Below are 26,469 nucleotides of genomic sequence, written 5' to 3' on the forward strand. Positions count from 1 at the left end.
ATGACGAATTTAAAAGGCAGAAAGGATATACAGAGAGCCCCTTGGTTACAAGTTGATACAGGAAAATTCTAACCGGTATGCACCCATCATCAGGATAAAGCGGGTGAATAAAATTTCCGCAGCCATTGGCCGATACAGTCATCAGAATATCCATTGTGAAGAGCAGCAGATATGACAAGGCCACATAGAACAAAGACACTGATCATAATGACTATGGCCCTGGTGGCCATGGTTCTGCCAATCAACACTCAGGCACTCCCTAACGCTAAAATCAAGGGCCATCGCTGGTTACTGTCTGCGGTGAAAAACAACCGCCCCCCTTCTGGCTATGTTGACCTGAGTGAATGCCAACTCAGCAGAAACATCAGCGACCTGCCCGCTGACAAGCGCACTTACAGAGTTTCATTTAACGAAAATTTCTCCTACGACCCTGCCGATGGCAGCATCCTCACTATCATGAATATGCTTTACCAAAGAACTCATAACCTGGGTGGAACCCCTGTTCTGATGAGCAGACCGGCCACCGTTATCCTGACCAGCAAACCCCAGAGAGAATCAATCACTTATCAGATCGTCATGACTCATAATGAAAAAACCATGATGCAGCTTTATGAATGCCCCTGGGATAAAGCGGTTTTTCTGTGGAAACCCAGAGCCAGGTTATTCAATTAATCATCAGTTTAACCACATCAACATCTGGCTCCCGGCTTCCGCCCGCCTGGTGGAGCTGCTCCAGATAGGTTTCCCAGTACTGTCCCTGGTTTACGCATAAATCGTAGAGATAACCCCAGTCGTAAATGCCGCTGTCATGACCATCACTAAATTGAATTTTAATGGCATACTGGCCCACTCTTTCTATACCGGTGACCTGAACCCGCTTTTTACCCGTTTGCAGTATCGGATTACCATGCCCCCTGACCTCGGCAGAAGGACTGTGGACACGAAGCATCTCACTACTGAGCTGATACGTCTCGCCCGTGCTGTACTTCAACTCCAGCTGCTGGGATTGCTTGTGAAAGTTCAAAGCTTCGGGGATTTTTTGCTGCATACTGAACATCTCTATTTCGTCTTAAAACGACAGGCTCAGGGGGAGTCTACCTAAAACCAATAAAATACCAAGTGCCTGCCTGACTTGTCCGCATAAAATCACAGGAGACATTAACGCTTTTATTCAGGATAATGGAGAGGTAATTCCTAACCAATAAATACACCTAAGGATTTTATCTCAGGTATGAACAACCTACAGACCCAGAACCACCTATACCACGTCCCTTATCCTGACGATGAAATTGATCTTTTTGAGCTTACCGAGAAACTGTTTGCCCAGAAATGGCTGATTATAGCGATAACTGCAATAGCCACCGTCATTGCTGTGATTGCAGCCTTTAAGCTTCCTGCAAGCTATACGACTGAAGCCGTTTTAAATGAACCTTCTTCTGCTGATATTGCCGTCTGGAACAGTAATGCTTCCTTTATTGCGTCACACAGCGAAGGTAATAGCTCTGAATACCTTTCTACCAGCGCAGCCTATCAGCTGTATCTGAAGTATTTGACCAGCCCTGCTGCAAGACGTTATGCATTCGAGAACTCATCCCTTGCAACTCCTGATGAGACCTCAACACCCGATCAAAAAACGCTTGCAGCTCAATACCAGGCGTTCTCTAATAACTTATCCATTGCAAAAGACAAGAATGATAATCGAACGAATATTCAATACAGCGCTTCAAGCCCTGAAGAATCAGCATCGATCATCAATGAAATTCTTTTGCCTTACGCTCACAATCAGTTCGTAACGAGTCTGTATGAAAACTTTCAAGCACAGGTGAATATAAAGAAAATACAACTAAAAAGTCAGATTAACCATTTGGAGTCCAACTTCATATCCAACAACAGGCTGCGCCAGACTGAACTGAAAGAAGCACTAGCCCAAGCTCAAGCTGCCGGGATTACTGAGCTTCGGACGAATGAAGTAAACGCAACCCTGCTTGATAGCGCCAGTTATTTATTGGGTGAGAAACTTCTGAAGTCAAGAATCGATGCAATCGACAACAGAACTGAGAAGTATCGCTTTTACAGCAGGCCCGATGCAGACAATAGCGCAGACAAGCCTTACATAAGGGGTGTGGCCAGTCGTGTCTACCAGCTAGAACAGTTAGAAAAACTGAACCCGGACTTTGCTACCATCACCCCGGCCAAAATAGAGCAAGCTGCGGTCGTGCCCGCCTCACCCTCTAAACCCAATAAAAAGCTGATCGTTGTTCTAGGGTTTATGCTGGGCCTGATGGCCGGTGTCTTCCTTGCCCTGATCAGAATAGCACTCAAAAACAGAAAAGAGAGACAACAGGCTGCCGACCACAACCCACAGGTGATGGCCGGCCAGTAGATCAGAGAATATAGCGACTCAGATCTTCGTCCTGAACCAGTTCACCCAGATGCTCGTTAACATAAGCAGCATCAATCAGCAGCGGTGCTTCTCTGTATTCCAGAGAGAGGTCCGCTGCACCGTAGGAGACTTCTTCCAGCAAACGTTCCATCACGGTGTGCAGACGACGGGCACCGATATTTTCGGTGTTCTCATTGACCGTCCAGGCCACTTCGGCAATACGGGCAATACCATCCTCTGAAAAAGCGATATTGAGCTCTTCTGTCTTCATCAGGGCTTGATACTGTTCTGTCAGGGAAGCATTTGGCTCAGTCAGAATGCGAACAAAGTCTTTCGTGGTCAGTGCTTTCAACTCAACACGAATCGGTAAACGACCCTGCAGTTCTGGAATCAGATCCGATGGCTTGGCAAGATGGAAGGCACCGGAAGCCATAAACAGAATGTGGTCTGTTTTGATCATGCCGTACTTGGTGGAAACAGTGCAGCCTTCGATCAGTGGCAACAAATCCCGTTGCACGCCTTCACGGGAAACATCAGCATTGCTGCCGGTGGAACGCTTGGCCACCTTGTCAATTTCATCGATAAAGACAATGCCATTCTGTTCAACCGACTCAATCGCTTTGGCTTTGAGTTCGTCCTCATTGACCAGTTTTGCAGCTTCTTCGTCCTGAACCAGTTTTAAAGCATCCTTGACTTTCAGCTTGCGCTTTTTCTGCTTTCCGGCATTCAGGTTTGAGAACATACTCTGCAGCTGGCTGGTCATTTCCTCCATGCCAGGAGGCGCCATAATTTCTACACCCATGGCGGCTTCGCGCACATCGATCTCGATCTCTTTGTCATCCAGCTGGCCTTCACGCAGTTTTTTGCGGAACACCTGGCGGGTGGTATTATCCTGAGACTTTGCCGACTCTTCCGAGAAAGAGCGAGGTGGAGGCAGCAATGCGTCCAGTATCCGCTCTTCTGTTGCGTCAAGAGCACGATCTTTTACTCTCTCAACTTCCTGCTCACGCAGCATTTTTATCGCTGCATCCACCAGATCCCTGACGATAGACTCTACGTCCCGGCCGACATAACCCACTTCTGTAAACTTGGTTGCCTCAACCTTGATAAACGGCGCATTGGCCAGCTTGGCCAGACGACGGGCCACCTCGGTCTTACCGACACCGGTAGGACCAATCATCAGAATATTCTTGGGGGTAATTTCATTTCGCAGCTCTTCATCCAGCTGCATACGGCGCCAGCGGTTGCGAAGAGCAATGGCTACGGCACGCTTGGCATCATCCTGGCCAATAATATGTTTATTCAGTTCGTGAACGATTTCACGAGGGGTCATATTTGACATGTCACAAACTCTGTAAACGAAAGATCAGTAAACTCACCATTTAAACGCTGTCCGCAGGAAGCTCGATAATGACCGAATTCTGCTATACAACCCCTGGTCAGGACTGCTCAATCTTGATTTCTTCGATAACCCGGTTCTGGTTGGTATAGACACAGACATCTGCGGCTATTTCCAGACTTTTCTCAACGATATCTCGCGCGCCCAGGTCGGTATTCTGATAAAGCGCCTTGGCAGCAGACTGGGCAAAGAACCCGCCCGAGCCAATGGCCAGAATACCATCGTCAGTGACCATTACGTCACCATTGCCGGTAATGACCAGAGAGGCTTTGGCATCGGCCACAATCAACATAGCTTCCAGACGCTGTAATGTTCTGTCAGTACGCCATTCTTTGGCCAGTTCGACGGCGGCCTTTTCCAACCGTCCATGATGCTTTTCCAACTGGGCTTCAAAACGCTCGAAAAGAGTAAAGGCGTCGGCTGTACCACCGGCAAAGCCTGCGATCACTTTACCCTTAAACAGGCGACGCACCTTATGGGCGTTGCCTTTGATGACGGCGTTACCCAGTGAAACCTGACCATCACCGCCTACGACCACGCTATCGTTTCGACGAACGGACAGAATGGTGGTGCCACGATACTGTTCCAAGGTGGGCTCCTTTTGGCATTTTGCTTGATTCGTCACTTAATATTGGGGAGGAGACAGAATTATCAAGGGGGCGGCAGGGAAAAACTTTTCATACGGCATTGGCGTCCACGATGGTAACAGGGCTTTAAGCCTTGCCCAGGTACTGGCTTACATCAATCTCCACCAATGCCCAGACCATGCCTTAACCAAAAAGCTGGCTTCACGCCAGCTTTTTGGTTGGGGTTTAGCCTGCTTTTTTTAGAATTTCAGCTACGTTAGTTAAACCACGACTCTTAGCGTGTTGTAATGCACTTACCCCTTGGCTGTCCCTGATATTGGCATCAGCACCATGCTTTAAAAGCTCTTTGACGATCATCTGATAGCTTTCTGTATCTTTACCCAAAACCGCCACTTCCATTAACGCTGTCCAGCCAAGATTGTTAATGTGATTAATATCGACGCGACCATCCTCAACCAATATTTTCACTGTCTCCAGGTAACCTTTTTCGGCAGCTGGGATCAAAGCGGTCCCACCGTAGTAGTTGGTCAGTTCAAAATTGATATCGTGCTTTAGCAGCTCAACCAAGGCTTTGTTTTTGCCTTTAGCTCCTGCCATTAGAAAAGGGGTGTAGTTGATGTCATCGTAGCGAGAGCGCTGATTAAGATCTGCTCCGCGTTTGACGAGCCAGGAAATCATTGCTGGATCATCATTTTCTGTCGCGATATACACGGCAGTTTTGCCATTGCTGGACAATACATTGATGCACTGCTGTGGGTTCTCAAAGGCGTTTAAACTGGCGATATTGCCAGACGACACTCTTTGAAAAAAATCGCTGCAGTCGGTGGCTAACGCTGGCAGGCTAGCCAGCAACATGACTAACGCAAATGATATTCTCATCGTTTCCCCCCTACGATACGTCGCTGTTTATCCTGCACGTTATTACTACTTGTCAAAGCACTTCAGAATAAAGGCATAATCAAACGCGGTATCCTCTATCCATTCGTAACGCTTGCTGGCACCGGCGTGGCCTGCATGCATTTTCATATTGAGAATCAGGGGGTTATCATCGGTTTTCAGCGCCCTGAGTTTGGCCACCATTTTGGTCGGCTCCCAGTAAGTGACCTGCTCGTCGGATATCCCCGAGTTGTAGAGCATGGCCGGATAGTCCTTGGCTTCCACATTGTCATAGGGCGAATAGCCAGAGATGTAATCAAAGTCCGCCTTGCTCGTTATCGGGTTGCCCCACTCTTCCCATTCCGGCGCTGTCAGGGGCAAAGATGCATCACTGATGGTATTGATCACATCGACAAAAGCCACATCGGCCACAACACAGCCAAACAGATCGGGCCTCATGTTAGTGACAGCTCCCATCAGCAATCCCCCTGCACTGCCGCCATTAATCGCAATCTGGCCTTTAGCTGAATAGCCACGTTGAACCAGATGCTCACAGCAATCAATGAAATCGTTAAACGTATTCATTTTGTGCTGCATTTTGCCATTGAGATACCAGTTATACCCTTTGTCATCGCCACCCCTGATATGAGCAATGGCATAGACAAAACCGCGATCAATCAGGCTGAATTTAGGCGACGAAAAACCTGCCGACATACCATAGCCGTAAGAACCGTAGGCATACACCATAGCCTTGTTGCCAGCATCCAGCTTCGTTCCTTTTTTATGGATAATGGTCATTGGCACCTGCTCACCGTCCCGGGCCAGGGCGAACTCTCTCTTTACTTCATAAAGCGAGGCATTAAAGTTGGGAACCTCCTTGCGATAAACTTCTGTCAGAGCGCCATTTTCCAAATTCAGCTCAAACACTGTGTTGGGCGATATGGGTGAATCATAATCGAGCCTGACGACGGTTGCCTGATGATCCCAGTCGCCATAAAAATCCAGACAGTAAGCCTCATCCGGCATTGAGAGAGTTGAAAGGGTTCCGGAATCCATATCCATCACCGCCACTTCATCCAGCACTTTCTGGTTATTTTTGCGTTCAATGATCAGAAAATGGCTATAGAAATGAATACTGCTCAGGCACAGGTCTTTCTGTTCCGGGATAAACAACTGCCAGTTTTCCTGAGCCCACTTTTCCTGAGTCCACTTTTCCTGACCCCACTTATCCTGAGCTACAGTCATTTCAGGAGCTGCTGGACACTTCATGACTTTGAAGTCGTTGGCTCCACCCTGATTGGTCAGAATGTAGAAATCGCCCTTGTAATGCTCCAGAGAGAAAGAGACATCATTTTCACCCACGGCAAACTTTTCAAACTGATCAGAGTCCCGCCCAGCCACATACACGACATGCGTCGAACCACTGTCCAGATGAATCATGAAATACTCACGATCATTGGTTCGGGATAACGATAAAAACATGCTGTCGTATTCTTCCGGCTTGGAAAAGATTAACTGTTTTTCAGCCGTACCTTTATGGATGTTGACTTTATAAACATCACGGCCACGGCCTGACTCATCCCGCTCAACAATGTATAAATGCTCATTGTCGTGCCAGAGAAAAGAGCCGGTGCTGTTGGCAAACTCCCAATCCAGATCCTGCCCCGTCTCGAGATCCCGCACCCGGACAGTCCTTTCCATTGAACCGGTCAGATTGAAGCTGTAGGCAAAATGAGTCTGCTGAAGGTTAGTGCCTGAAGCACCGAAAATATAAAGCTCTTTGCCTTCGGCTTCCTTGTTTATGTCAAAGTAGACTTCTTCGACGGCGTCCCTTGAGCCCCGCCTGCGACAGAGAATCGAGTAGTCCTTGCCTTTTTCTTCTCTTGAGTAATAGAAAAAACCACCTTCCTTGACCGGCCAGGACTCATCATCTTCCTTGATACGGGATAGGACTTCACCGTAAAGGGTTTCTTCAACATCCTTGTAATCTTTCATCCATTCATCTTTATAGGCATTTTCAGACTGGATGTAGTCAAGAACCGCCGGGTTATCAAAATCCAGATCACCGGCGATAAACTTCTGCCAGTTTTTATCTCTCAGCCAATGGTAGTCATCCATCCTCGTGACACCATGTTGAACGATTTCATGAGCTACCTTTGGTGCTACCGGCGCTTTCATACTTATCTCCTGATTCATTGTTCTTCACCCATGGCTGCTTATCATTCGAGAATAACAATGCATCCAGTTATTTCATTTTTAGTAACAGACCATCAATCTTGAAATCAGCCAGCACCTGCTTTGCCTGATCAATACTCTCTGACGTTTCAAAAGGCCCCAGCTGAACCCGGTGCCACAACTCCCCTGCCCCAACGGTTACCTTGACGACTCTGGGTTCCTGTCCTGCCAGGAGCAACTGAGCCTTCAGGCGGTCGGCATCTTTGGCACTTCGGAATGAACCCGCCTGTAACAAATACTTCACACCGGGCTTAGTGGCTGTTTGCACTTGAGACCCGGATGTTGAGGCCGTTTTTTCACGAACCGTTTCTTTAGATGGCGACTGACGTTCAACGGGCTCAGGCAGAATTACTTCCTGCTCGGGCAGTACGGTATAAAAATCAAAGATTGGCTCCGGACTTTCCTTATCGGAGGGAGCCGCTTCAGCACTCTGCGCAGAAGCATTAACAGCAACAGGAGCCGGTGTCAGCTTGATCAGGAAAGCGACAAAAAAGCCAGCCGCAAAACCGGTTACCAGCCACATCCAGCCCGGCAGTTTCGAGCGTTGTTTGGGTTTCTTTTTCGAAGCGGCCTTGCTGGCGCCTCTTTTGGGTGGGGTACGGGTGCTCATAACATCCTTTTCAAAAAGAAGATTTTCACGAACGGAATCATATTACCACGGATATTCTTTGTTACCATGCCGTCACAACCCCTGCCTGGAAATGGTGGCTAATCTCAATAAGTGGACTCATTTCATATTAGGGAAGACAAACGCTACCCCCATAGCCATCACTGATGTATGCTTCGCAGGTTATACTGAGCACCAACCCCTTTAAATCCAGATTCTCGAAAAGCCCCATGATGGAAGCGCATTACCAGCCGCATAAGATTGAAACAGAAGCCCAGAAGTACTGGGAAGAGAACGACAGTTTTGCTGTCACTGAAGAGGCCGGCAAGGAAAAATACTACTGCCTGTCTATGTTCCCCTACCCCAGCGGCCGACTGCACATGGGCCACGTTCGCAACTACACCATTGGCGACGTGGTTTCCCGCTATCAACGTATGCAGGGCAAAAACGTTCTGCAACCTATGGGTTGGGACGCCTTCGGTCTACCGGCAGAAAACGCCGCTATCAAACACAAAACGGCTCCAGCCCCATGGACTTACGAGAACATTGACTACATGAAGGGTCAGCTGAAGCGTCTTGGCTTTGGTTATGACTGGAACCGTGAGCTGGCCACCTGCAAACCGGACTACTACAAATGGGAACAGTGGTTCTTCACCCAGCTGTATGAAAAGGGTCTGGTCTACAAGAAGATGTCCTCTGTAAACTGGTGCCCTAACGACGCTACCGTGCTGGCCAACGAACAGGTAGAGGATGGCCGTTGCTGGCGTTGCGACACCCTGGTGGAGCGTAAAGAACTGCCCCAGTGGTTTGTCAAAATCACCGCTTATGCTGATGAACTGCTGGCAGACCTGGATCAGCTGGAAGACTGGCCCGAACAGGTTAAAGCCATGCAGCGTAACTGGATTGGTCGCTCTGAAGGTGTCCAGATGACCTTCGAAGTGGCTAACCCCGCTGAAGGCTCACCCGAAGCATTCCAGATCTACACCACTCGCCCGGACACGCTGATGGGTGTGACTTACGTGGGCGTTGCTGCCGAGCATCCCATTGCCAAAGCCGCAGCTGCAAACAACCCCGGGCTGGCGACCTTCATTGAAGAATGCAAGTCCCAGGGTGTCACCGAAGCAGAAATGGCCACCATGGAAAAACTGGGTGTCGATACCGGCATTCGCGCCATTCACCCGATAACAGGTAAGGAAGTACCGGTCTGGGCTGCCAACTTCGTACTGATGGATTATGGCACCGGCGCTGTGATGGCCGTGCCCGGTCACGATCAGCGCGACTACGAATTTGCTACCCGTTTTAAACTGCCTGTCGAACAAGTCATTGAGCCTGCAAATGGCGAAGAGTGTGATCTGTCCAAAGCGGCGTTCACTGAAAAAGGCAGACTGATCCATTCCGGGGAATTTGACGGCCTGACCTCTCAGGAAGCCTTCAATGCCATTGCTGACCAACTGATTGCCCAGGGCAAAGGTGAAAAGCAGGTTAACTACCGTCTGCGTGACTGGGGTGTGAGCCGTCAGCGTTACTGGGGCGCTCCGATTCCCATGCGCTACCTGGAAGACGGCACTGAAGTCACTGTCCCTCCTGAAGATCTGCCGGTACTGCTGCCAGAAGAGGTTGAGATGGACGGCGTTCAGTCACCGATCAAAGCCGATCCTGAGTGGGCTAAAACCACTCATAACGGTCAGGCAGCAACCCGTGAAACCGATACCTTCGATACCTTCATGGAATCCAGCTGGTACTACGCCCGCTACTGCTCTCCTCAGACCGACGAGCAAATGCTAAATCCGGCAGCTGCCAACTACTGGCTGCCCGTTGATCAGTACATTGGCGGTATTGAACATGCCGTTATGCACCTGCTCTACTCCCGTTTCTTCCACAAGCTGTTACGTGATGCGGGCCTGGTCGACAGTGACGAGCCTTTTAAAAAATTGCTGTGTCAAGGCATGGTTCTGGCGGATACCTTTTACACGCTGGACGAAAAAGGCCTGAAGCACTGGATTGCACCGAACGATGTAGACTTCGAACTGGACGACAAAGGTCGACTGGTCAAAGCCACTCTGAAAGAAACCGGGGAAGCCGTTGAGCACGCGGGCATGAGCAAAATGTCCAAATCCAAAAACAACGGTATTGACCCACAGGAGCTGATCGACAAATACGGTGCCGACACCATTCGTCTCTACACCATGTTTGCTGCGCCTCCCGAGCAGACCCTGGAATGGTCTGAAAGTGCTGTTGAAGGGGCTCACCGCTTCCTGCGTCGTTTCTGGAAACAGGTTTCCGAACACGTCGCTTCCGGTGATGTACCGGCTCTGGATGGCAAATCTTTGAGCAAGGAACAAAAAGACCTGCGTCGTAAAACTCACGAAACCATCAAAAAGGTTTCCGATGACTGCGAACGTCGCCTGACATTCAATACCGCTATTGCAGCCATCATGGAATTGAACAACGCGATTGCCAGATTCAAGGACACCAGTGACCAGGGCCGCGCCGTTCTTCGTGAAGCCCTGGAAGCCTCCACTCTGATGCTGGCACCTATTGCCCCCCACGCCATGCACAGCGTCTGGAATGCCCTGGGTCATGCCGAACCTGTGGTTCAGACTGGCTGGCCGTCCGTGGATGAGTCGGCCCTGGAAAAAGACGCCATCACCCTGGTGGTTCAGGTCAACGGCAAGGTTCGTGCAAAACTGGATGTTCCAGCCAGCATGGATAAAGAGGCGATTGAAAAGCTGGCCCTTGAACAGGAAAACGTGAGCAAGTTCACTGAAGGGAAGACCGTTCGCAAGGTGATTGTAGTACCGGGAAAACTGGTTAACATTGTTGCCAACTGATCGCCTGGTGTCGGGCTCCTATTAAAAAGGCCAGCAAAAATGCTGGCCTTTTTACTATGGGATTTCATTCAACTGAGGTAATCGACCAGAGTTTTAAAGAGACTGTCACGTTCAATAGGCTTGGTTAAGTAGTCATCCATTCCCTTGGACAAAGCTTTGTTTTTCAACTCATCAATAGCATGAGCACTAAGACCGATAATGGCCTGCTTTTCCACTCCGGCTTCCTGTTCAAACTGACGGATCGCTTCGGTAGCAGAGTACCCGTCCATAACGGGCATTTCACAGTCCATCAAAATCAAATCCCAGCTACCCGGATCGCTCTTGTACTGGTCAAGAGCTTCCTGACCATTTTCTGCAAAGACCGGCACAAGATTGACTTTTTTGAGCAGCTTTTTCAGCACCAGCTGATTGGCGGGATTATCTTCAGCCACCAGCACTTTCTTGTTATCCAGCACACCAGATTCAGCGATTTGAGAAACGTCCATGATTTAACCTGTTTAAAATAATCACCCTACCTTAAGGTTAGCGGTTAGCCCAAAGATTGCATGAATGCACCTGCTACACACCTACTGCTGAAGTGGAGAAATGGATTAAAGATGCAACCAAAGTAATGAAACCTGAAGTGACCAATAGCTCTGCTGGTTGCTTCTACTATTCTTAGGGAACAATGAAAAAACAGCATACAGGGACAGTATGAGCTCGATCGACAAAACCTCAGGTCAAGGGCCACAATGGATTCAGGCTGGGGGAGCCGACAAGGTTTCTAAGAATGGCAGGGTCAGGAAGTTAAGTAAGGTCGTCAATCAAATGCTCCCTCCTGAGGATCAGACGAATCCCAAAATGCGATCCATCCGTGAACGGGGCGTTCGGGTGATCCCCCCAAAGACACCTTCCCAGCCCCGAAGAACTGCACCGCAAGTACCCACTAAGCCGCAGCAAAAAGCCGTTAGCGAGCAAAAAGCCATTAGCGAGCAAAAAGCCATTAGCGAGCAAAAAGCCATTAGCGAGCAAAAAGCCATTAGCGAGCAAAAAGCAAAATCATTGACCAATCGATCCACCAGCAAACCCGCAACACCTTTAACAAACACATCGCCAACAAACACATCGCCGCGGGCTGCTGCTATAAAGGAGGCGACCAACAATCTTCTTGATCATCATCTGGCCAAAATATCATCGGCATCGGACCAAAAGGCAGAATACCGGGACCTGATAGCTACTTTTAAACCCAGCTCCTGTGTTGAAGGAGACGATGCCTTCTCCGAAGTACAGGAAGCCCTCAGGGACGCAGCCAGAAAACTGGGAAGCCCGGAAATTGCAAACGATCCCGCTGCAATAAAAGACCTACAGAAACATTTTTACCGAAAACTGGGAACAGAGGCCGCAAGACTTCTGAATCAAGCCCCCTCGGAAAGAACTGCTAAAAAATCCTCTCCAAAGCCACCTGAGCGCACCAGTTCACTGCCCGGCAATGCCGCCCCCACTGCAAAAAGTACAGAGCCTGCGAATGTGCCAAAAACACCCGTCACACCTTCGGAAAAGATCGAGACAGAACCAACTACCCACATCAGTGAAATTTCTCGACCAATCAGGCCCAGGAAAAAAAGGCAAGCGGCACTGGATGCACCGGCAAAATATATGTCCAAAAGTCTCGCACAGCGCAAGGACACGCCCTGGAAAGAGCAAATGCCAAAGTTTTTCAGCCGTTATTTCAGAGCCATGGCTCTGACGGGGGCTTCTGAAAATAAGGGCATCGATAAAAAATGGTTCAAGCATGATGTGCCTGGCGCGTCACTCTTCAGTAAAAAAAGCAGTGCCTCAAATACCCGGAAAGAACTCAGGAACAGACTGGAAGATATTGCTTTCCAGAAGGGTGAACGCCTCACTGGTTTTTATCGTTTCTTTGATCAACATCAGCTTGGCAGAAACGTGAGAATGGCAGCTGTCAGCCAGATGATGTTACCTCTGTCAGAGCACGGACATCTTGACCCCATGAGCCTGAAGGATCTTGAGCCCAACTCAGGTAAAGAAGTCTCCCAATGGCTGAATCAGCAACTGGATGATATATCCCGGCAGGAATACCAGAATTACACGTCATTGCTGGATGACCTGAAGAACAAAACGGAAGCTAAATACAAGGTACGTATAGACGACACACCTTTTGGTAAGGTGCCCCTGGAAAGCATTACCGAAAAAACCCATGGCCAGGGTGTCTTCAAGGTAGCCCGGGTGAACAGCTTTAAATACACCCTCGACCATTGCACACCCTGGCTAAAATCAGCTCACCCCGTCACCGACAAATTTGCCGAGCTGCGCCTTCTGGACACCAAAAAGCAGGACACTGGCAACAAGCTGGACACTGGCAACAAGCTGGACACTGACAACAAGAACAAGCCAACACTAACAGCCGAGCAACTGGTAGATTTGAACAATATGGCAAAAGGGCTGTTAAGTGAAATGAGCCAGATCAATATGAACAAGGTCCCAAAAAGTGTTCAGGCCACTATCGACACCGAAAAGAAAAGCCTGGAAAAAATCATGTCTAAATATCAGGAGCTGGCCAATCAAAATATCCAGCAACCTGATTGAAAATAGTCTGCCCAGCTTTTCAAGTGCATCTGTATTATTTTGAGAACACTAATGAGAAATAAACAGGAACGGCGTCAGAAATCGGGATCTGACCCACGGTTTTAGCCAGTTCTGTCAGATTTTTAGCTGGAATACCAAATTGTGAAGCTCGAACGATAACCGGCTTGGCACTGGCTACCGACAACAGCTTTCCGCTTTTTACCACATTGACTGAAAATTCCAACGCTTGTGTCTGACCATGCAGGGTTACTTTTGCCGGAACCGTCAGCTGTTGAACTACTGTGTCAGAAGCTAATAAAGAGTTAGAAATTTGTGCAGAGACCTTAACGCTGGGAAATAGCTCCGATTGGAAAAATAGCTGCTGCAAGCGTTCATTTCTTATGCCAATTCCGGTGTCAATGCCAGAGATGGGAATATCCAGAGTTAACTGACCGGTTTCATTAATACTGCCCGTTAGAGAGGATATTGTCGCTGGCTCAATAACGTACTGTAACTTCACCGTAGCGAACGACACTCTTGAGATGTCCCGGTTTAATTCATACTGCGCCGCTTTACTGAGTCCGCAAACCACGAGTAATGGCAGGAATAGCAGAAATTTTTTCATCTTTTTTTCTCTTAAAATGAATCGGTACAGGGTGAAAGCTCAAGGCTTTCTCCTCCAGTATACAAATCAGTACCGAGCTTTTCAGCCATTCAGACAGCCAGTCTAACCATTTACCTGCGAGCATTTTCGCGTAAAGACGGCGATAATATAGACGACGATGAAAGATTATCATCGGTACTGGGTGCAGGAGCTGGCTCCACCCCACACAGGCGCCAGACTTTAATCCGCTTACCTTTATGGCTAATGGTGACGAGATGGCTGCTGTTGGCGCTGAATTCTGCTGATTTGAGGGAATATGAGTGTTTCAGGACAGCTTTACGGTGCCATTCACCATCCGTCCCACAACCAAGGACCAGGACCTTGCCTTCACAATCAATGATCGCTACATGGGAGCCATCGTGGTTGAACTGGCCTGAATAAACTCCGCTTTTTGACCTAATAATCTTGTTTGCCCGCCACTTACCATCGGCGTCACGAGAGATAATAATAGCTTTGCAATCTTTGTCGGGTTCAGATATGTCGTTTCTGGACAGTGTCAAAATATGGCGATTATCAGCACTGAACAGAACAGAACTGAGCTCATCTTGATTAATGGTCAGTCGCTCTGACCAGCTCTTTTGGTCTGCATCAAACCCGTAGACTTTCGCCGAGTGATCATCACTGGCGCTTATTATCGCGAGACTGTTGGGGCTAAATCTGACAGCAGTAACCCGGTCGGTGTGTCGAATGTCCCCATTTCTCTGCCAGAGGTTATTGTTGGGATCAAAACTGCAGATAGCGCCAGTGTGATCGCGACTGGCCGTCACTGCATGACGGCTGTTGGGGCTGAAGTCGGCTAAGCAGATTCTGTCGGAGTGGGCAATTTCAACTTTTTTTGTCCAGCGACCATCGGGGTTAACACTGAAAATCGTTGCGGTTTGACCATATTCACCATTCTGATTCCTGCTGATGGTGAGGATATGCTTGTTATCCGGGCTGAACTTGGCAGAGATGACTTCGTTACTATGTTGCAGGGCGGCTATTGGCAACCATTCGCCATTAGCTGCACGCACATCGATCTTGATGGTGTAATCACTGGCGGTCACTACCATGCTGCTATCGGGGCTGAACTCTGCTGAACACATATACCCGTCATGGGCAATTCTGCCGGTTGGTGCCCAGCAACCCGCCTGGTCTGCTGAATAGATGTACGCATTTTTGCCACAAGCCGTCACTACATGGCAGCTGTCGGGGCTGAAAGAGGTTGATCTGATATCGTCTTCATAGGAATTAGAGAACTGTTCTGCCCAGCAGCTATCACTAATAAGGCTGGTGATTTTTACCATCCGCCAGGCACAGTAGCTCAGTATATGACGGTTATCAGGGCTGAGGGTGGCTTGCCTGAGCCAGCCTTTATGGGGAATAGGGATCTCCAGGCAACCAAAGTTCTTCCCTGCCAGAACATGAATTCTTGCATTGCAATCGCGATAACAGTTGGTCGCCAGATAGCTGGCATCGTGGCTGAGTGTGGCTGTATGGACGTCATAAGACTGACACTTAATGTCTGCTACCAAAACCGGGTGCAAAGCCGGACTGTCAATCATCAGAAGACCCACCCGGTAAAACAGCTCTTGAGGGAACAAGGGTATCTTTTCCTGACTCCGGGCCTCAGAGCCGTCTGCCTCTTCGCTGTCCGACTGGCGACAGAGACGGCTGATCAGTTCTTGATTCCGGGTAAACTGCATCAGCCAGGCTCTCAATTGATGTTTACCGATATTTTTGGCGATCTGTATGAATTGCTGCTGTTGCGATGGCTCAAACTGTTTAAACCATTGCTTGATCTTGTCAGTCAGAACCGATGCGGCTACGCCATTTAAATACCTGCAGGTTGCTCCCACCGCCATGATATCTCTCAGCGATAAATAACCCACAATATGGCTTACAGTTTCTCTTGGCAGTTTCAGGAGTGGAGAGACATCCTGATCAGGAACAACCGCAACACCATTGCTGGTGCAGTTTTCTGACGGATCATGGGTCATGGCAGCCGGAGTACTATAATTGCCGGTTTGGCCAGCAGGTGGAGGTGGGATAGCCATCTTTAAGACTCCTCCAGCGGTGCGTCATTATGATCCTCAAGGTGTTTGTCTACGGTAGAGGGATTGTCAGTGCTTGTGTTTTGATTCTGAGCATCTGGCTCCGGAGGGAATAGAGACTTAACGTCGATAGGGCGTACTTTATACCGGACGAGACCCTTCTGCGCTCTAAAAATGTAACAGGTCTCAGGGCTGGTAAAGGTTACTGTACACTCTCTAAAATCTTCAATCTTGACTGACCTGCTGTCAAAACAACGGGAAGAGCTCTCTATACTAGCCTGTACCAAATAAGTAGGCTCACTGCACTCACCACCATAAGACCGCAATTCGAAAGCCGCACCGATACTTTCCTTAGTTAGCTTGGGATCCATACTCTTATTCCTTTAAGCGAATGATTTATACGTTGTCGAGTTTTAAACATCTGAAACTACCGATTTGACAGATTCCCAAAGAAAAAGTTCATGGGATAACTCACTGAATCAACAGGCATAAACTGACAGGCTGCACTCAGATACCGGAAAAGTGGCCGATATAAGCCACATCCCCAGCAAAACAGAGCCTTGTTTCAGGGTGAAACAGACCGGATGAGACTATGGATAAAGCAGCTGAAGCGATTGATAACATTATGTCAAAAAACACTAATAGCCCTTACCCTGGTTTATCAGACAAAATGACCCGCGCCGAACTCAGCCAGAAACTCAAGAGTGCCGTGGCCCAAGGTCAGACCGAGCTGCTGAATTCTCTTTTCTGCTTCATGATGGTCAATGAATACACCCCCGAACAGATTAATCAGGAGCTGGATTATATTCGCGCTAATAATCCGGCTCTTCACGACTCCCTTATTCGCTGGAGTGAAGAACCCAAGGGTAAAAAGAAGCTGAAGATTGCTGGCAAGGCCGCTTTTATTGGAGTGGTCATTCATTACAACAACGGAAGCTTTGTTGCAGCCATTAAAGCCATAGAGCAGTTCAACGCCTTCGGGGACGCCCCCCATGAATTTACCGAGGCCGTTGATGAGCTTGAAATAGGTTCCTGGCTGGGTTTGCTTAACCATGAACTTGAAAATCAGGTTCCCCTTAAGACCATGATGCGTCAACTTGAAGCCCTCAGGCTGAAACATATCTGGTCAAAAGACCTGGCGCTTTTTGCCATCCCTGTGACCACCGCCTTTTTCCGTGAACAAGCCAGTGAAAAACTGCTTGATGGTGACTTTATCGGAACCTATCGTGATCTGGAACAGGCCCTGAGACTTCCCGAAGAAGATAAGTCTGATACTTACCAAGCCTATGCTGACTGCATTGTCCGACAGGTAAATGACCCTCTGTTCCATTCCCGGGCCAGCAAAGCCGATCTTGAAAAGCTCAACGCCAAGATGGAATACCTCCATGATGTGGATTTCTGGACACCGGAACTGGATATCGGGCGCTTTCATCTCAAGGGGATGATGGGGGAGTTTTAGACTGTCGTTAAGTAGTGCCGCATCATATTTTATGCCCGTTGGCGTAAACGGCGACGTCAATGTTGCCTCTGGTGGCATTGGAGTAAGGACAAATAGTATGTGCTGTTCGTACTAGTTCAAGAGCACTGTCTTCTGGCAAATCCAGAGTCGCTTCCAGTTTAACCTCCAGTGCAAAGCCGCCATTGTCGTTTGAAACCAGATCGACAAAAGCAGTCACTGGAGCCTCTACCACGTTTTTTTCTGCTTGCTTTGCTACGTGGAGTATGGCGTTTGAAAAGCAGGCCGCATAACCTGCTGCGAAGAGTTGTTCCGGGTTGGTTGCCTTTCCGGAACCACCCATGGCTTTTGGATAACTGAGATCCACGCTTAATAAGTTGTCATCAGAAACCACATGTCCATTACGACCTGCAGTGGCTGTTGCTGAAGTTTTGTATAGAGCTGTCATTTTTTCACCTGCATTTAAGTTGTGCGCAATATAAATATATTAACTGGCGTTGCTCGTGTCAAACATATTGTGCACAATATATTTACAGGAGTTTAGGTTCAGTGCCAACAATGAATAATTCGAGTAACGACATGAATGATGACGATATGCTTCGACTTGAAAATCAGGTGTGTTTTCCACTTTACAGTGCGTCGAATGCCATGACTCGGCTCTATCGTCCGATTTTGAAGAAAATCGATTTAACCTATCCGCAATACCTCGTCATGATGGTGCTTTGGGAGAGAGATTCGATACCCGTTAAGGATCTTGGCCACAGGTTGTTTTTAGATACAGGCACTCTGACGCCGTTGCTGAAACGACTGGAAAGCAAAGGGGTTCTGACTCGAACCAAAAGTCAGGTTGATGAGAGAGTCCGAGTCATTTCCCTAACAGGGTCCGGGAAAAAATTAAAGGAAAAAGCGCTTTCGGTGCCTTCTTCCTTGCGGTGCAAGGTCAACCTGAAGTTTGATGAGGCTATGGAGTTAAAACGACTCTGCGAAAAATTAATGGGTGAGCTGGAATAGTCCAACAGGAGTGCTACTCCTGTTTGTGCTTGTTCCTGTGCGGTGCTTTCTTAACCAACGAAATCGCACGACTGTGACAATCTAAAGCACACTCACCACAGCCAGTACTCAGCTCAGTATCCACCTGGGCTTTCTGATTTTTTATCGATGGCAAACACGTCTGGCTCAGCCACCGTTGGAGGTATGCTACTCAGTGTGTTTTCAAGTTCCGGCCAGTTCAGCAATCTTTCCTAAAGCACTCTGGTACTCTTCTGAAAGGTTCAGCTCACTGCACATATTCGCAAAAAAAGGGTCTGTATTTAAAGCTTCTAAAGTTCCTAGCAACACCGCTTTTAATACATTTTCCGGGTTTTCATATTCCTTAAAAGTTTTAAACATGTGCAGAACAGAATCAGTCTTTCCAGATGCGTCCATTGCGGCAAGACAATCACTTGGAGTAGCACTGGCTATTGGATGTTTACTAATCTCCTTCAAATAAACGGCTAATGGCTCAGTGGGATGGGGCTGTCGTTTACTCAACATAGTTGCGTGCATCATACGAATCACTTCAATTCGTCCTTCAACTCCAGAGTCCCCGGAACGTTCTAAAAAACAATCATATTTTTCGCGATCCTTATGTATTTTTTCAGACACGGCGTCATATAAAGACAGAAACTGTCTTGCCACTTGTAGAACGTCTGCAAAAGAGTCATTTGCACAAAAGGACAGCACTAGAGCCAAGAGCAAATATTTAGACTTCACAATAAACCACCTTTGAATCTGCCTCGCTACAATGTAGTCACTGATTTAAAGAAAGCAAAACGCTAAGGCAGCCATACGCCCAGAAACCTGCTTATGCGACCATTTAAATAACATTGCTACTTGCGGCTAAAAGGTGTAATACATAAAAGTCCTTTGTCATCAACCTGACCAAACGGTCAATAACAGCAGAACAAAACATGACCATTCAATCATTCCACCCACCCAAACGAATCCTGATGGGCCCTGGTCCTTCAGATGTTTATCCTCGAATTACAGAGGCCCTGTCCCGCCCCACCATCGGCCATCTTGATCCTGCGTTTGTGCGCATGATGGATGAAGTTAAAGAACTGCTTCAGTACGCCTTCAGAACCCGCAACGCCCTGACACTGCCTATCTCCGCACCCGGATCTGCGGGTATGGAAGCCTGCTTTGTCAATCTGGTGGAACCAGGCGACAAAGTACTGGTATGCATCAACGGTGTCTTTGGTGGCCGTATGAAGGAAAACGTTGAGCGTGCTGGCGGTGAACCCGTCGTTGTTCAGGGTGAGTGGGGCCGTGCTGTTGATGTGGCTGACGTTGAAAAAGCGTTGCAAGCTCACCCGGACAGCAAAATCCTGGCCTTCGTTCATGCCGAAACCTCCACCGGTGCCCGCTCTGATGCAGAAGCACTCTGTCGTTTAGCCAAAGAGCATGGCTGCCTGACGATCGTTGATGCCGTCACCTCATTGGCTGGCTCTGAGCTGGAAGTGGATGCCTGGGGCATTGATGCCATTTATTCGGGCACCCAGAAGTGTCTTTCCTGCGTACCGGGTATTTCCCCGGTGAGCTTCAGTGAAAAAGCCGTGGAGAAAATTGCCAGCCGCAAACACAAAGTTCAGAGCTGGTTCCTGGATATGAACCTGATCATGGGTTACTGGGGCAAAGGCGCTAAACGGGCTTATCACCATACTGCACCGGTTAATGCCATGTACGCCCTGCATGAGGCACTGGTTATTCTGCAGGAAGAAGGTATCGAAAACGCCTGGAGCCGCCACAAGTTTCACCATCAGGCGCTGGCAACCGGTCTGGAAGCCATGGGGCTGGAACTGGTGGTTCCTGAAGATGAACGCCTGAGCCAGCTGAATGCAGTCAGGATTCCCGACGGCATCGACGACGCTCAGGTAAGAAGTGAACTGCTGGCAAAGTACAATCTGGAGATCGGTGCCGGTCTTGGCGATCTGGCTGGCAAGGTCTGGCGGATCGGCCTGATGGGCTGCAGCGCCGATCAGACTCATGTTCTGGGTTGTCTGGGTGCTCTGCAGGCGGTGCTGGGTTCTGATAAAAACGGTGCGGCCGCTGCTCTGGTATTTTATCGCTCACGGAATTGAAGGCGTGGATTTCCTTTATCCACAAAGAGAATTCCAAACCTGAAAAATCCTTCTGCTAATATCGGTGAAACAAATTCATTAGGGTATAAAGCATGTACAAACTTCTGGCAATAATCTTTCTGGCTCTGGTTGTGATCGTCGGCCTGTCCCGAAATTTTGAAATGGCTATTGGTCAGGATTATGCCTACGTCAAAGCGGACTACCCCCGCTTTGCCAACAAAGCCTGGTTTGGCTTTGAGGTAGGAAAAAGAGGTGGGTTGGAAGGTGTTTATTACGACTTTAAAGAAAAAATACAGCAGTAATCAGGTTTCCTTCGTCCGCTGGCTGATGCTGGGTGCTGCGCTTGCAGGCTGCCCGTCTTCTTCTGGATTGTGAGTCAGGAGCCACCCTGAACACAGGGCAAACCAGAACAGGCTATCCAGATGGGCCAGTGGCAGGGTGCCAGTGTCAGCACCCAGGTTTGGCCCTTTGGCTCTGGATGAGCGCAAAAATCCCCGGTCGGTGAAGTTTCCTACCTTTGGGGGCAAGTAGTAACGGTTAAAGCTTCCAATGGGATGATCCGGATAAATCTGGTCAGGAAAACGGCCTGATTTGATATCCTCTACGTAACGGAATGTCGGGTCACACCAATAACCACATTCAAGGGCAGCCCGGCTCAGGGACTCTGCCGGGAACTCCTGACGTATTTTTGCTTTCATCGCCTCCGTACCCATTTTATAGGCACTACCAAACAAATCAGCGGCTATCGTCACCAGTTCTTCCTGCAACTCCTGCATCTGCACGGCGTTTTTAAAATCCAGATTGTCGGTGTCATGGCGAACCCTCAACCAGTTAATCACCAGCCCATAAAAGGCTTTCCCAAGTTCAGTAATCCGCAATTCACCCTGCCGCTCACAATGGCTTGTTAAATAGGATCTGCTCATACCAAAACCGGAGTGCGTTTGTTCGGTAAATGAGCGGATATCAGCCCAGTCTCTCATCCCCACCGGGGCAGGTGCTATGTTTGGATAATCCTGGCCGCTCCACTCTCCCATCGTGCCGGGAACCCCCTGAAATCCAAAAAAAGGGGTCGGCACCCAGGCCCTGCCATCCGCAGCATTATGAAATGAGCTTAATGTGTCCGGTGCCTGAAAATTGCGTTGCCAGAGCAGACCTGCATCGGTTGCAAACAGCCTGAGGCCATGAAACGATGCCTGCATTGAGAGCCCTGTATCATCTTTAGTTTCGTAGGGGTAGCGGTGATACAGGCGGGTATTTTTTTCATCATCAAATACTTGCAGCAGTGCCGAACCATCAGGCTCCAGGGCAATGGCTGTCAGTTTTTTTTCAGCTAATCCACAGGCTTTCAGCTTATCCAGAGCATGGGTCAGACGATAGATGCCCCGTGGTTTCAGCAGTGCGCTTTGAAGGCCCAGAGCATCCTTATGGGTTCGAAAAAAATCCAGTTGTGGCTGCTCCCGGATAAAATCATGCCAGTCTTCTGTGGAGCCCTGTTGATGTTTCAGGAACTTGAAACGGCGGTAGCCTTGAGGTACTTCTGAGCAAGGAAAAGCCAGACTGCGGCCGTACGTAATAACATTCTTGCTGTTGATTAACTCGGCTTCCCAAAGCCTGGAGATTTCCGGAACCGTCTCTTTTGGATGTTTCCTGTCAAATTCAGCCACCTCATGGCGAAAGCGTTCGCAATAAAACCGGTCTGGATCAGGTGCACAGCCACCACCCACCCCAAGCCCAATCAGATGCCATGGATAGTAATGTGCCCCCATATATGACAGGTCGTAGCACCGCTCAATAAACAGTGACTCGCGATCATCAGGTGTTGCTGTCAGATACTCAACAAGTTTTTTCTGCATACCCGGAGTGACAACCCGGAGCACCTGAGCAGAATATTCAACCGGCAGCCCGTTCTGATGAATTAATCGCATTAATGCCAATGCTTGCTGTTCATCCCGCAAAGCATCAGGGTGATCCTCAAAGTAGTTGATCACAGGCTGAAGTAACTCCGCTGCACGGGGCAAGGGTTTATGTCTTAGTTGTCTGGCGTATGGACACTGAGCAGGATGTAAGCTGACCGCTTTAAAAGCAGAGGGCGGCAGGGATTTAAAAAGTTGCAGGAATTCAAAAAACCAGTTCACATTCAAAGGGAATTTCCCTCCTAAATGATCCTGCATACACTCAATAAGATGATCGGCAGTGGTTAGCTTGATCAGCGCACTGCGACGGGCTCTGGCCAGTTGACGGTCTTCCGCTTTGGATAGGGCCACTGATGCCAATTGCGGGCGGTGATGACGGTATAACAGCAGCAGTGGTGTGGCACCGCTGTTGTCCCGTTGGTTGGCTAGAGCCTCAGCGGGTGAAAGAGCCTCAGCGGGTGAAAGAGCCTCAGCGGGTGAAAGAGCCTCAGCGGGTGAAAGAGCCTCAGCGGGTGAAAGAGCCTCAGCGGGTAGATACTGAAACAACTGGTCATAGCGGGGGGTATGAGCATTCAGGTAGGTGTCACTGCAAACACTTCTGTAAAAGTCCACGTTTGGAAGGGCTGTCACCATAAGGTGCAGAATATTACCACCATTATCAAACGTCTGATTAAGAATGGTTGGCAAGGAGCCAGTCGGCAACCGCTTAAACAGTTCCCACTGGCCTAATATAAAGCTGCATGCCAGCAGCTGTTCCCGCTCGGTATCATCCAGTTTTTCCAGTCCTTCCAGAATCAGCTTTTCATGCCTTTGCATATTCACTTCCAGCAAACAAAGCTGCAATCTAAAAAAATCCGAAGCTATCGCAGTAGTGACTGTCTGCTGACACGCCTGAGGGTTGCCGCGCCTGATGCCTGGCGATTCGAAAATAGCTTTTATGAGATACGGTGCTGAACCATCAGACAGTCGCAGAGATACATTGAACTCCCTTAGAAAAGGGTAATCTCTTGCCAGCTCACTCAAAAGTTCTCGGGCAGCCTGCTGTAGCTGCCCCCGGTCCAGGTATTGTACCAATATTTCCATAAAGCCCGGATCAGCATGAAACATCATTGTTTTGGCGAGTTCGCCAAGAATTTTCAGCACAGTTTCATGGGGGGTGTTATCTAAAAGTTGTTTTAATAATTGAGGTGGTATCCGTATTTTAAAGTCCATCAACTCACTCTCAAATCCCAGCCCTAAATCAGCCAGAGTTTGCAGAACGGAAATATTTTCAGGAAGCTTAGGACTCACGACAAGACAATTCATGAGCTTTTGTAAGAACTGCGGTTGGAATTTTTCATTCTTCCCAGAATGGTTCTGACTCATCTTTTTAAGATCACGATGAGCCTTTTCTACCAGTTCTCGCAACATTTTACAGTCATACGGAATATCAATATTACCTAATGCATCCCGAACACGGGATATCCATTCACGACGCTGGTCAGGATTGGCAGCGATGTGTCGCCGCTGTAAGGAGCGACCAGAAGGTCCTTCTGATTGAGTTGTTGTTTTGCTCAAACCCACAGTGGCCGCAAGGGAAGAAGGTTTTGTATGCGGATCAGCCCCACTGGATACGTTCAGGGGAGTCAAGGGAGTAGCACTGGGCATCCGTGGCAACATAATTTATTCCATTAATCACTTGTTTTTGAGAACTCCAAGCTGATAGACCTGCAAAGGTTGATTTGGTTCAATAAATGGAAAATCATCCCCGACCCAAGAGACTCTGGGTGGGATGTGGTAGTCTTTGCCTTTATTACCGTTTATCAGACAGATTATCTATGAGTGATTCCGTAGACCCCAATGAGCTGAACAAGGCCAAACTCAACCTGGAAACCGCAAAAATTGCCTGGGAAGACCTTCAGCGCTACTTTGCTTCCGGTCACCTGCTGGCGGTGGCTCCGGATCTGGATATTGTTGCTGTCGCGCACAGTATCTCCATTGATGATAAAACGACAGTAGAAGCCTGGTTGAATGACAGGAAACTAGGGCCCGTCAGTGATGATCAGGCCAGAAACTGGCATGAGCAAAAGTCAGATTTATGGGCGGTAGTCGTGCGTCCATGGGTGCTCGTTCAGGATAGAAACTGAGTAATATGCTGAAGATTTCCAACGCCGTTACCATTCCCTCCGATGAAATTGAGTTTAATTTTATCCGTGCCCAGGGGGCTGGTGGACAGAACGTTAATAAAGTCTCTTCGGCTGTCCATTTGAGGTTTGATATCAGGGCTTCTTCCCTTCCTGAGTTCTATAAAGAACGGCTATTGGCTTTCAGTGACCAGCGGATTACTGCCGAAGGTATCATTGTCATCAAGGCGCAGTCGTTCAGGACTCAGGAGAAAAATCGTGAGGATGCCCTGAATCGCTTACTGGGCCTAATTCAAAAAGCGACGGCGGTTGCCAAAAAAAGAAAAGCCACCAAACCTACCCGTTCTTCACAGGAAAAACGCATGGATCGAAAGCATCAGCGGGGCAAGACCAAAGCACTGAGAGGTCAGGTCAAGGGCTGGTGAGTTCCCTGAAGAACATCTGCGCATTGCAAGCGGAACTTTATCGCCATCGGGGGGCTCCAAGGCAATTGACCGGTGTGATCGAAAAAATGAGCCAAACAACGGATCTGGTAAAACAGCTCGATTGGCACTCAGCCTACGTGGAGAAAGAGCAAGAGTCACTCGGGCTGAATGAATTGAGACCTGATTTATTTAATTAATTTATCCCGTTTTTTATGCAATGACTTGCAATAAATCTGACTCACCATAGGATGAAGGTTCACAGGTACTGGCAACAAGAGACATGAGATTAATGATAAAACGATTTGCTTCTTTTATGGCCATTATTATGGCCTTCAGCTTCGTCTTTAACGTCCCGGTGGCCGACGCTAAAAAGTTTGGGGGTGGCAAGAGCTTTGGCCGCTCCCATAACACGGCTTCTGCTCCCAAGCAGCCTGCGACGGCTCCTCAGCAGGGCAGCAAGCAGACAGCGGCTCAAAGTTCCCGCAAGGGCATGTTGGGTGGACTGTTAGGTGGCCTGCTGGCAGGTGGATTGATTGCTTCTCTGTTCGGTGGTGCATTCAGTGGTCTGCAGATGATGGATATTCTGATTCTTGCTTTACTGGCTTTTGTGCTCTTCAAGGTATTCCGCAGTATGAATCGTGCCAAAGCCATGGCAGCGGGTCATGGGAGCAACTCGGCTCATTTCACCCCAGAGCAGAATCAGCCATCCCCTTCATTAGGTCAACTGTTTGGTCAGAACAGAGAACAGCAAGACGATAACTTCGGCCAGGCTGCCCAGACAACCCTGCCTCAAACCGGTTTTGGAACCAGTGATGTCCCCATGAATATACCCGAGGGCTTCAACCTGAGTGCTTTCATGAATGGCGCCAGGGACCATTACCGAACCCTTCAGGAAGCCTGGAACAAAAACGACCTGGACACCATACGCGAGTATCTGGACCCTGAACTGTTCTTACAGTTAAAAGCAGAAAGAGCTGCTCTGGATGGTGATCAGCATACCGAGGTGATGTTTGTAGACGCCGAGTTGGGCAGAGCGGATTACAATGACACCGTCGCCGAGATCAGCGTGCGTTTCACCGGTAAGTACCGTGATACCGTTGAAGGGGTTGAAGAAGATATTACGGATATCTGGCACCTGCAGCGCAGTCTCAAGGAGCCCAATGCGCCCTGGCTGATTGTGGGTATTGAAGCCTGATCGAAGCAGGGAGGGGTGTGAACTTTACTGGCGAAAGCCCTCATCGGTCTGGGCGACC

The 26,469-nt window shown here is 48.7% G+C and carries 23 protein-coding genes; 11 read left to right on the plus strand and 12 right to left on the minus strand.

All coding sequences use genetic code 11. The features are described from left to right. Positions 1 to 171: 171 nt before the first annotated feature. Complete coding sequence (locus tag K7B67_RS16175) at positions 172 to 672, plus strand: hypothetical protein (RefSeq protein WP_252176915.1); 501 nt, start codon at positions 172 to 174, stop codon at positions 670 to 672. Here the strand turns inward: K7B67_RS16175 and K7B67_RS16180 are convergent. Next, complete coding sequence (locus tag K7B67_RS16180) at positions 665 to 1,048, minus strand: DUF971 domain-containing protein (RefSeq protein WP_252176916.1); 384 nt, start codon at positions 1,046 to 1,048, stop codon at positions 665 to 667. The genes K7B67_RS16175 and K7B67_RS16180 overlap by 8 nt on opposite strands. A gap of 183 nt (positions 1,049 to 1,231) precedes the next feature. On the opposite strand from K7B67_RS16180, the gene K7B67_RS16185 reads away from it, so the two are divergent. After that, positions 1,232 to 2,383 (plus strand): Wzz/FepE/Etk N-terminal domain-containing protein, encoded by a 1,152-nt coding sequence (locus K7B67_RS16185; RefSeq protein WP_252176917.1) that lies wholly within the window; start codon positions 1,232 to 1,234, stop codon positions 2,381 to 2,383. Position 2,384: 1 nt separating this feature from the next. Here the strand turns inward: K7B67_RS16185 and hslU are convergent, their stop codons facing one another. The 5 genes from hslU to K7B67_RS16210 all read right to left on the minus strand — a co-directional run bounded on the left by hslU (position 2,385) and on the right by K7B67_RS16210 (position 8,090). Continuing rightward, positions 2,385 to 3,725 carry an HslU--HslV peptidase ATPase subunit gene (hslU, locus tag K7B67_RS16190; RefSeq protein ID WP_252176918.1) on the minus strand — a complete coding sequence of 447 codons (1,341 nt, stop codon included), beginning with the start codon at positions 3,723 to 3,725 and terminating at the stop codon, positions 2,385 to 2,387. A 97-nt stretch (positions 3,726 to 3,822) separates the two neighbouring features. After that, positions 3,823 to 4,371 carry an ATP-dependent protease subunit HslV gene (hslV, locus tag K7B67_RS16195; protein ID WP_252176919.1) on the minus strand — a complete coding sequence of 183 codons (549 nt, stop codon included), beginning with the start codon at positions 4,369 to 4,371 and terminating at the stop codon, positions 3,823 to 3,825. Positions 4,372 to 4,594: 223 nt separating this feature from the next. Continuing rightward, the gene (locus K7B67_RS16200) at positions 4,595 to 5,248 is read right to left on the minus strand and encodes an ankyrin repeat domain-containing protein (protein WP_252176920.1); all 654 of its coding nucleotides are present in this window, start codon (positions 5,246 to 5,248) and stop codon (positions 4,595 to 4,597) included. Between the two features lie 45 nt (positions 5,249 to 5,293). Next, positions 5,294 to 7,441, minus strand: coding sequence for a S9 family peptidase (locus K7B67_RS16205; protein ID WP_252176921.1), 2,148 nt, complete (start codon positions 7,439 to 7,441; stop codon positions 5,294 to 5,296). A gap of 49 nt (positions 7,442 to 7,490) precedes the next feature. After that, entirely contained in the window at positions 7,491 to 8,090 is a 600-nt protein-coding gene (locus K7B67_RS16210) for an SPOR domain-containing protein (protein WP_252176922.1), read from the minus strand. A 230-nt stretch (positions 8,091 to 8,320) separates the two neighbouring features. On the opposite strand from K7B67_RS16210, the gene leuS reads away from it, so the two are divergent. Continuing rightward, a complete protein-coding gene (gene leuS / locus K7B67_RS16215) occupies positions 8,321 to 10,918 on the plus strand; it encodes a leucine--tRNA ligase (RefSeq protein WP_252180597.1) in 2,598 nt (865 codons plus the stop codon). Between the two features lie 68 nt (positions 10,919 to 10,986). Here the strand turns inward: leuS and K7B67_RS16220 are convergent, their stop codons facing one another. Beyond that, on the minus strand, positions 10,987 to 11,403 hold the full coding sequence (locus tag K7B67_RS16220) for a response regulator (protein ID WP_252176923.1): 417 nt from the start codon (positions 11,401 to 11,403) through the stop codon (positions 10,987 to 10,989). Between the two features lie 355 nt (positions 11,404 to 11,758). On the opposite strand from K7B67_RS16220, the gene K7B67_RS16225 reads away from it, so the two are divergent. Continuing rightward, positions 11,759 to 13,504, plus strand: a complete 1,746-nt coding sequence (locus K7B67_RS16225) for a hypothetical protein (RefSeq protein WP_252176924.1) — start codon at positions 11,759 to 11,761, stop codon at positions 13,502 to 13,504. A gap of 34 nt (positions 13,505 to 13,538) precedes the next feature. On the opposite strand, the gene K7B67_RS16230 is transcribed toward K7B67_RS16225, so the two are convergent. Further along, on the minus strand, positions 13,539 to 14,108 hold the full coding sequence (locus tag K7B67_RS16230; RefSeq protein ID WP_252176925.1) for a YceI family protein: 570 nt from the start codon (positions 14,106 to 14,108) through the stop codon (positions 13,539 to 13,541). 110 nt (positions 14,109 to 14,218) lie between these two features. After that, positions 14,219 to 16,183: an F-box-like domain-containing protein gene (locus K7B67_RS16235; RefSeq protein WP_252176926.1), complete on the minus strand. Its 1,965-nt coding sequence runs from the start codon at positions 16,181 to 16,183 to the stop codon at positions 14,219 to 14,221. A 589-nt stretch (positions 16,184 to 16,772) separates the two neighbouring features. Here K7B67_RS16235 and K7B67_RS16240 point away from each other — a divergent pair. After that, positions 16,773 to 17,639, plus strand: a complete 867-nt coding sequence (locus K7B67_RS16240; RefSeq protein ID WP_252176927.1) for a hypothetical protein — start codon at positions 16,773 to 16,775, stop codon at positions 17,637 to 17,639. A 22-nt stretch (positions 17,640 to 17,661) separates the two neighbouring features. On the opposite strand, the gene K7B67_RS16245 is transcribed toward K7B67_RS16240, so the two are convergent. Continuing rightward, entirely contained in the window at positions 17,662 to 18,084 is a 423-nt protein-coding gene (locus K7B67_RS16245; protein WP_252176928.1) for an organic hydroperoxide resistance protein, read from the minus strand. A gap of 131 nt (positions 18,085 to 18,215) precedes the next feature. Between K7B67_RS16245 and K7B67_RS16250 the strand changes: the two genes are divergently transcribed. Then, positions 18,216 to 18,647, plus strand: a complete 432-nt coding sequence (locus K7B67_RS16250) for a MarR family transcriptional regulator (RefSeq protein WP_252176929.1) — start codon at positions 18,216 to 18,218, stop codon at positions 18,645 to 18,647. 201 nt (positions 18,648 to 18,848) lie between these two features. Here K7B67_RS16250 and K7B67_RS16255 read toward each other — a convergent pair whose 3' ends face one another. Then, positions 18,849 to 19,388, minus strand: coding sequence for a hypothetical protein (locus K7B67_RS16255; RefSeq protein WP_252176930.1), 540 nt, complete (start codon positions 19,386 to 19,388; stop codon positions 18,849 to 18,851). Positions 19,389 to 19,585: 197 nt separating this feature from the next. Here K7B67_RS16255 and K7B67_RS16260 point away from each other — a divergent pair, with 197 nt between their 5' ends. Then, complete coding sequence (locus K7B67_RS16260; RefSeq protein ID WP_252176931.1) at positions 19,586 to 20,755, plus strand: alanine--glyoxylate aminotransferase family protein; 1,170 nt, start codon at positions 19,586 to 19,588, stop codon at positions 20,753 to 20,755. A gap of 92 nt (positions 20,756 to 20,847) precedes the next feature. Next, positions 20,848 to 21,057, plus strand: coding sequence for a hypothetical protein (locus tag K7B67_RS16265; protein ID WP_252176932.1), 210 nt, complete (start codon positions 20,848 to 20,850; stop codon positions 21,055 to 21,057). Here the strand turns inward: K7B67_RS16265 and K7B67_RS16270 are convergent, their stop codons facing one another. Continuing rightward, positions 21,058 to 24,327: a DUF1388 domain-containing protein gene (locus tag K7B67_RS16270; protein ID WP_252176933.1), complete on the minus strand. Its 3,270-nt coding sequence runs from the start codon at positions 24,325 to 24,327 to the stop codon at positions 21,058 to 21,060. It lies immediately after the preceding gene. Between the two features lie 74 nt (positions 24,328 to 24,401). Between K7B67_RS16270 and K7B67_RS16275 the strand changes: the two genes are divergently transcribed. From K7B67_RS16275 to K7B67_RS16285, 3 genes are all read left to right on the plus strand, one after another. Next, positions 24,402 to 24,794 carry a DUF2288 domain-containing protein gene (locus K7B67_RS16275; RefSeq protein WP_252176934.1) on the plus strand — a complete coding sequence of 131 codons (393 nt, stop codon included), beginning with the start codon at positions 24,402 to 24,404 and terminating at the stop codon, positions 24,792 to 24,794. A 5-nt stretch (positions 24,795 to 24,799) separates the two neighbouring features. Then, positions 24,800 to 25,216: an alternative ribosome rescue aminoacyl-tRNA hydrolase ArfB gene (gene arfB, locus K7B67_RS16280; RefSeq protein ID WP_252176935.1), complete on the plus strand. Its 417-nt coding sequence runs from the start codon at positions 24,800 to 24,802 to the stop codon at positions 25,214 to 25,216. A 280-nt stretch (positions 25,217 to 25,496) separates the two neighbouring features. Continuing rightward, positions 25,497 to 26,411 (plus strand): TIM44-like domain-containing protein, encoded by a 915-nt coding sequence (locus K7B67_RS16285; protein ID WP_252176936.1) that lies wholly within the window; start codon positions 25,497 to 25,499, stop codon positions 26,409 to 26,411. The last annotated feature ends 58 nt before the right edge of the window (positions 26,412 to 26,469 follow it).

The organism is Endozoicomonas sp. 4G (assembly GCF_023822025.1).
GTDB lineage: Bacteria > Pseudomonadota > Gammaproteobacteria > Pseudomonadales > Endozoicomonadaceae > Endozoicomonas_A.

What these genes read in the sequence shown, in the direction of transcription:
- K7B67_RS16275 (WP_252176934.1), top strand. Translation starts at nt 24,402, where the DNA reads ATGGAAAATCATCCCCGACCCAAGAGACTCTGGGTGGGATGTGGTAGT.
- K7B67_RS16250 (WP_252176929.1), top strand. Translation starts at nt 18,216, where the DNA reads ATGAATGATGACGATATGCTTCGACTTGAAAATCAGGTGTGTTTTCCA.
- arfB (WP_252176935.1), top strand. Translation starts at nt 24,800, where the DNA reads ATGCTGAAGATTTCCAACGCCGTTACCATTCCCTCCGATGAAATTGAG.
- K7B67_RS16180 (WP_252176916.1), bottom strand. Translation starts at nt 1,048, where the DNA reads ATGCAGCAAAAAATCCCCGAAGCTTTGAACTTTCACAAGCAATCCCAG.
- K7B67_RS16260 (WP_252176931.1), top strand. Translation starts at nt 19,586, where the DNA reads ATGACCATTCAATCATTCCACCCACCCAAACGAATCCTGATGGGCCCT.
- K7B67_RS16210 (WP_252176922.1), bottom strand. Translation starts at nt 8,090, where the DNA reads ATGAGCACCCGTACCCCACCCAAAAGAGGCGCCAGCAAGGCCGCTTCG.
- K7B67_RS16225 (WP_252176924.1), top strand. Translation starts at nt 11,759, where the DNA reads ATGCGATCCATCCGTGAACGGGGCGTTCGGGTGATCCCCCCAAAGACA.
- K7B67_RS16270 (WP_252176933.1), bottom strand. Translation starts at nt 24,327, where the DNA reads ATGTTGCCACGGATGCCCAGTGCTACTCCCTTGACTCCCCTGAACGTA.
- K7B67_RS16245 (WP_252176928.1), bottom strand. Translation starts at nt 18,084, where the DNA reads ATGACAGCTCTATACAAAACTTCAGCAACAGCCACTGCAGGTCGTAAT.
- K7B67_RS16185 (WP_252176917.1), top strand. Translation starts at nt 1,232, where the DNA reads ATGAACAACCTACAGACCCAGAACCACCTATACCACGTCCCTTATCCT.
- K7B67_RS16230 (WP_252176925.1), bottom strand. Translation starts at nt 14,108, where the DNA reads ATGAAAAAATTTCTGCTATTCCTGCCATTACTCGTGGTTTGCGGACTC.
- K7B67_RS16220 (WP_252176923.1), bottom strand. Translation starts at nt 11,403, where the DNA reads ATGGACGTTTCTCAAATCGCTGAATCTGGTGTGCTGGATAACAAGAAA.
- K7B67_RS16240 (WP_252176927.1), top strand. Translation starts at nt 16,773, where the DNA reads ATGGATAAAGCAGCTGAAGCGATTGATAACATTATGTCAAAAAACACT.
- K7B67_RS16175 (WP_252176915.1), top strand. Translation starts at nt 172, where the DNA reads ATGACAAGGCCACATAGAACAAAGACACTGATCATAATGACTATGGCC.
- K7B67_RS16235 (WP_252176926.1), bottom strand. Translation starts at nt 16,183, where the DNA reads ATGGCTATCCCACCTCCACCTGCTGGCCAAACCGGCAATTATAGTACT.
- K7B67_RS16200 (WP_252176920.1), bottom strand. Translation starts at nt 5,248, where the DNA reads ATGAGAATATCATTTGCGTTAGTCATGTTGCTGGCTAGCCTGCCAGCG.
- K7B67_RS16205 (WP_252176921.1), bottom strand. Translation starts at nt 7,441, where the DNA reads ATGAATCAGGAGATAAGTATGAAAGCGCCGGTAGCACCAAAGGTAGCT.
- K7B67_RS16285 (WP_252176936.1), top strand. Translation starts at nt 25,497, where the DNA reads ATGAGATTAATGATAAAACGATTTGCTTCTTTTATGGCCATTATTATG.
- K7B67_RS16265 (WP_252176932.1), top strand. Translation starts at nt 20,848, where the DNA reads ATGTACAAACTTCTGGCAATAATCTTTCTGGCTCTGGTTGTGATCGTC.
- hslU (WP_252176918.1), bottom strand. Translation starts at nt 3,725, where the DNA reads ATGTCAAATATGACCCCTCGTGAAATCGTTCACGAACTGAATAAACAT.
- leuS (WP_252180597.1), top strand. Translation starts at nt 8,321, where the DNA reads ATGGAAGCGCATTACCAGCCGCATAAGATTGAAACAGAAGCCCAGAAG.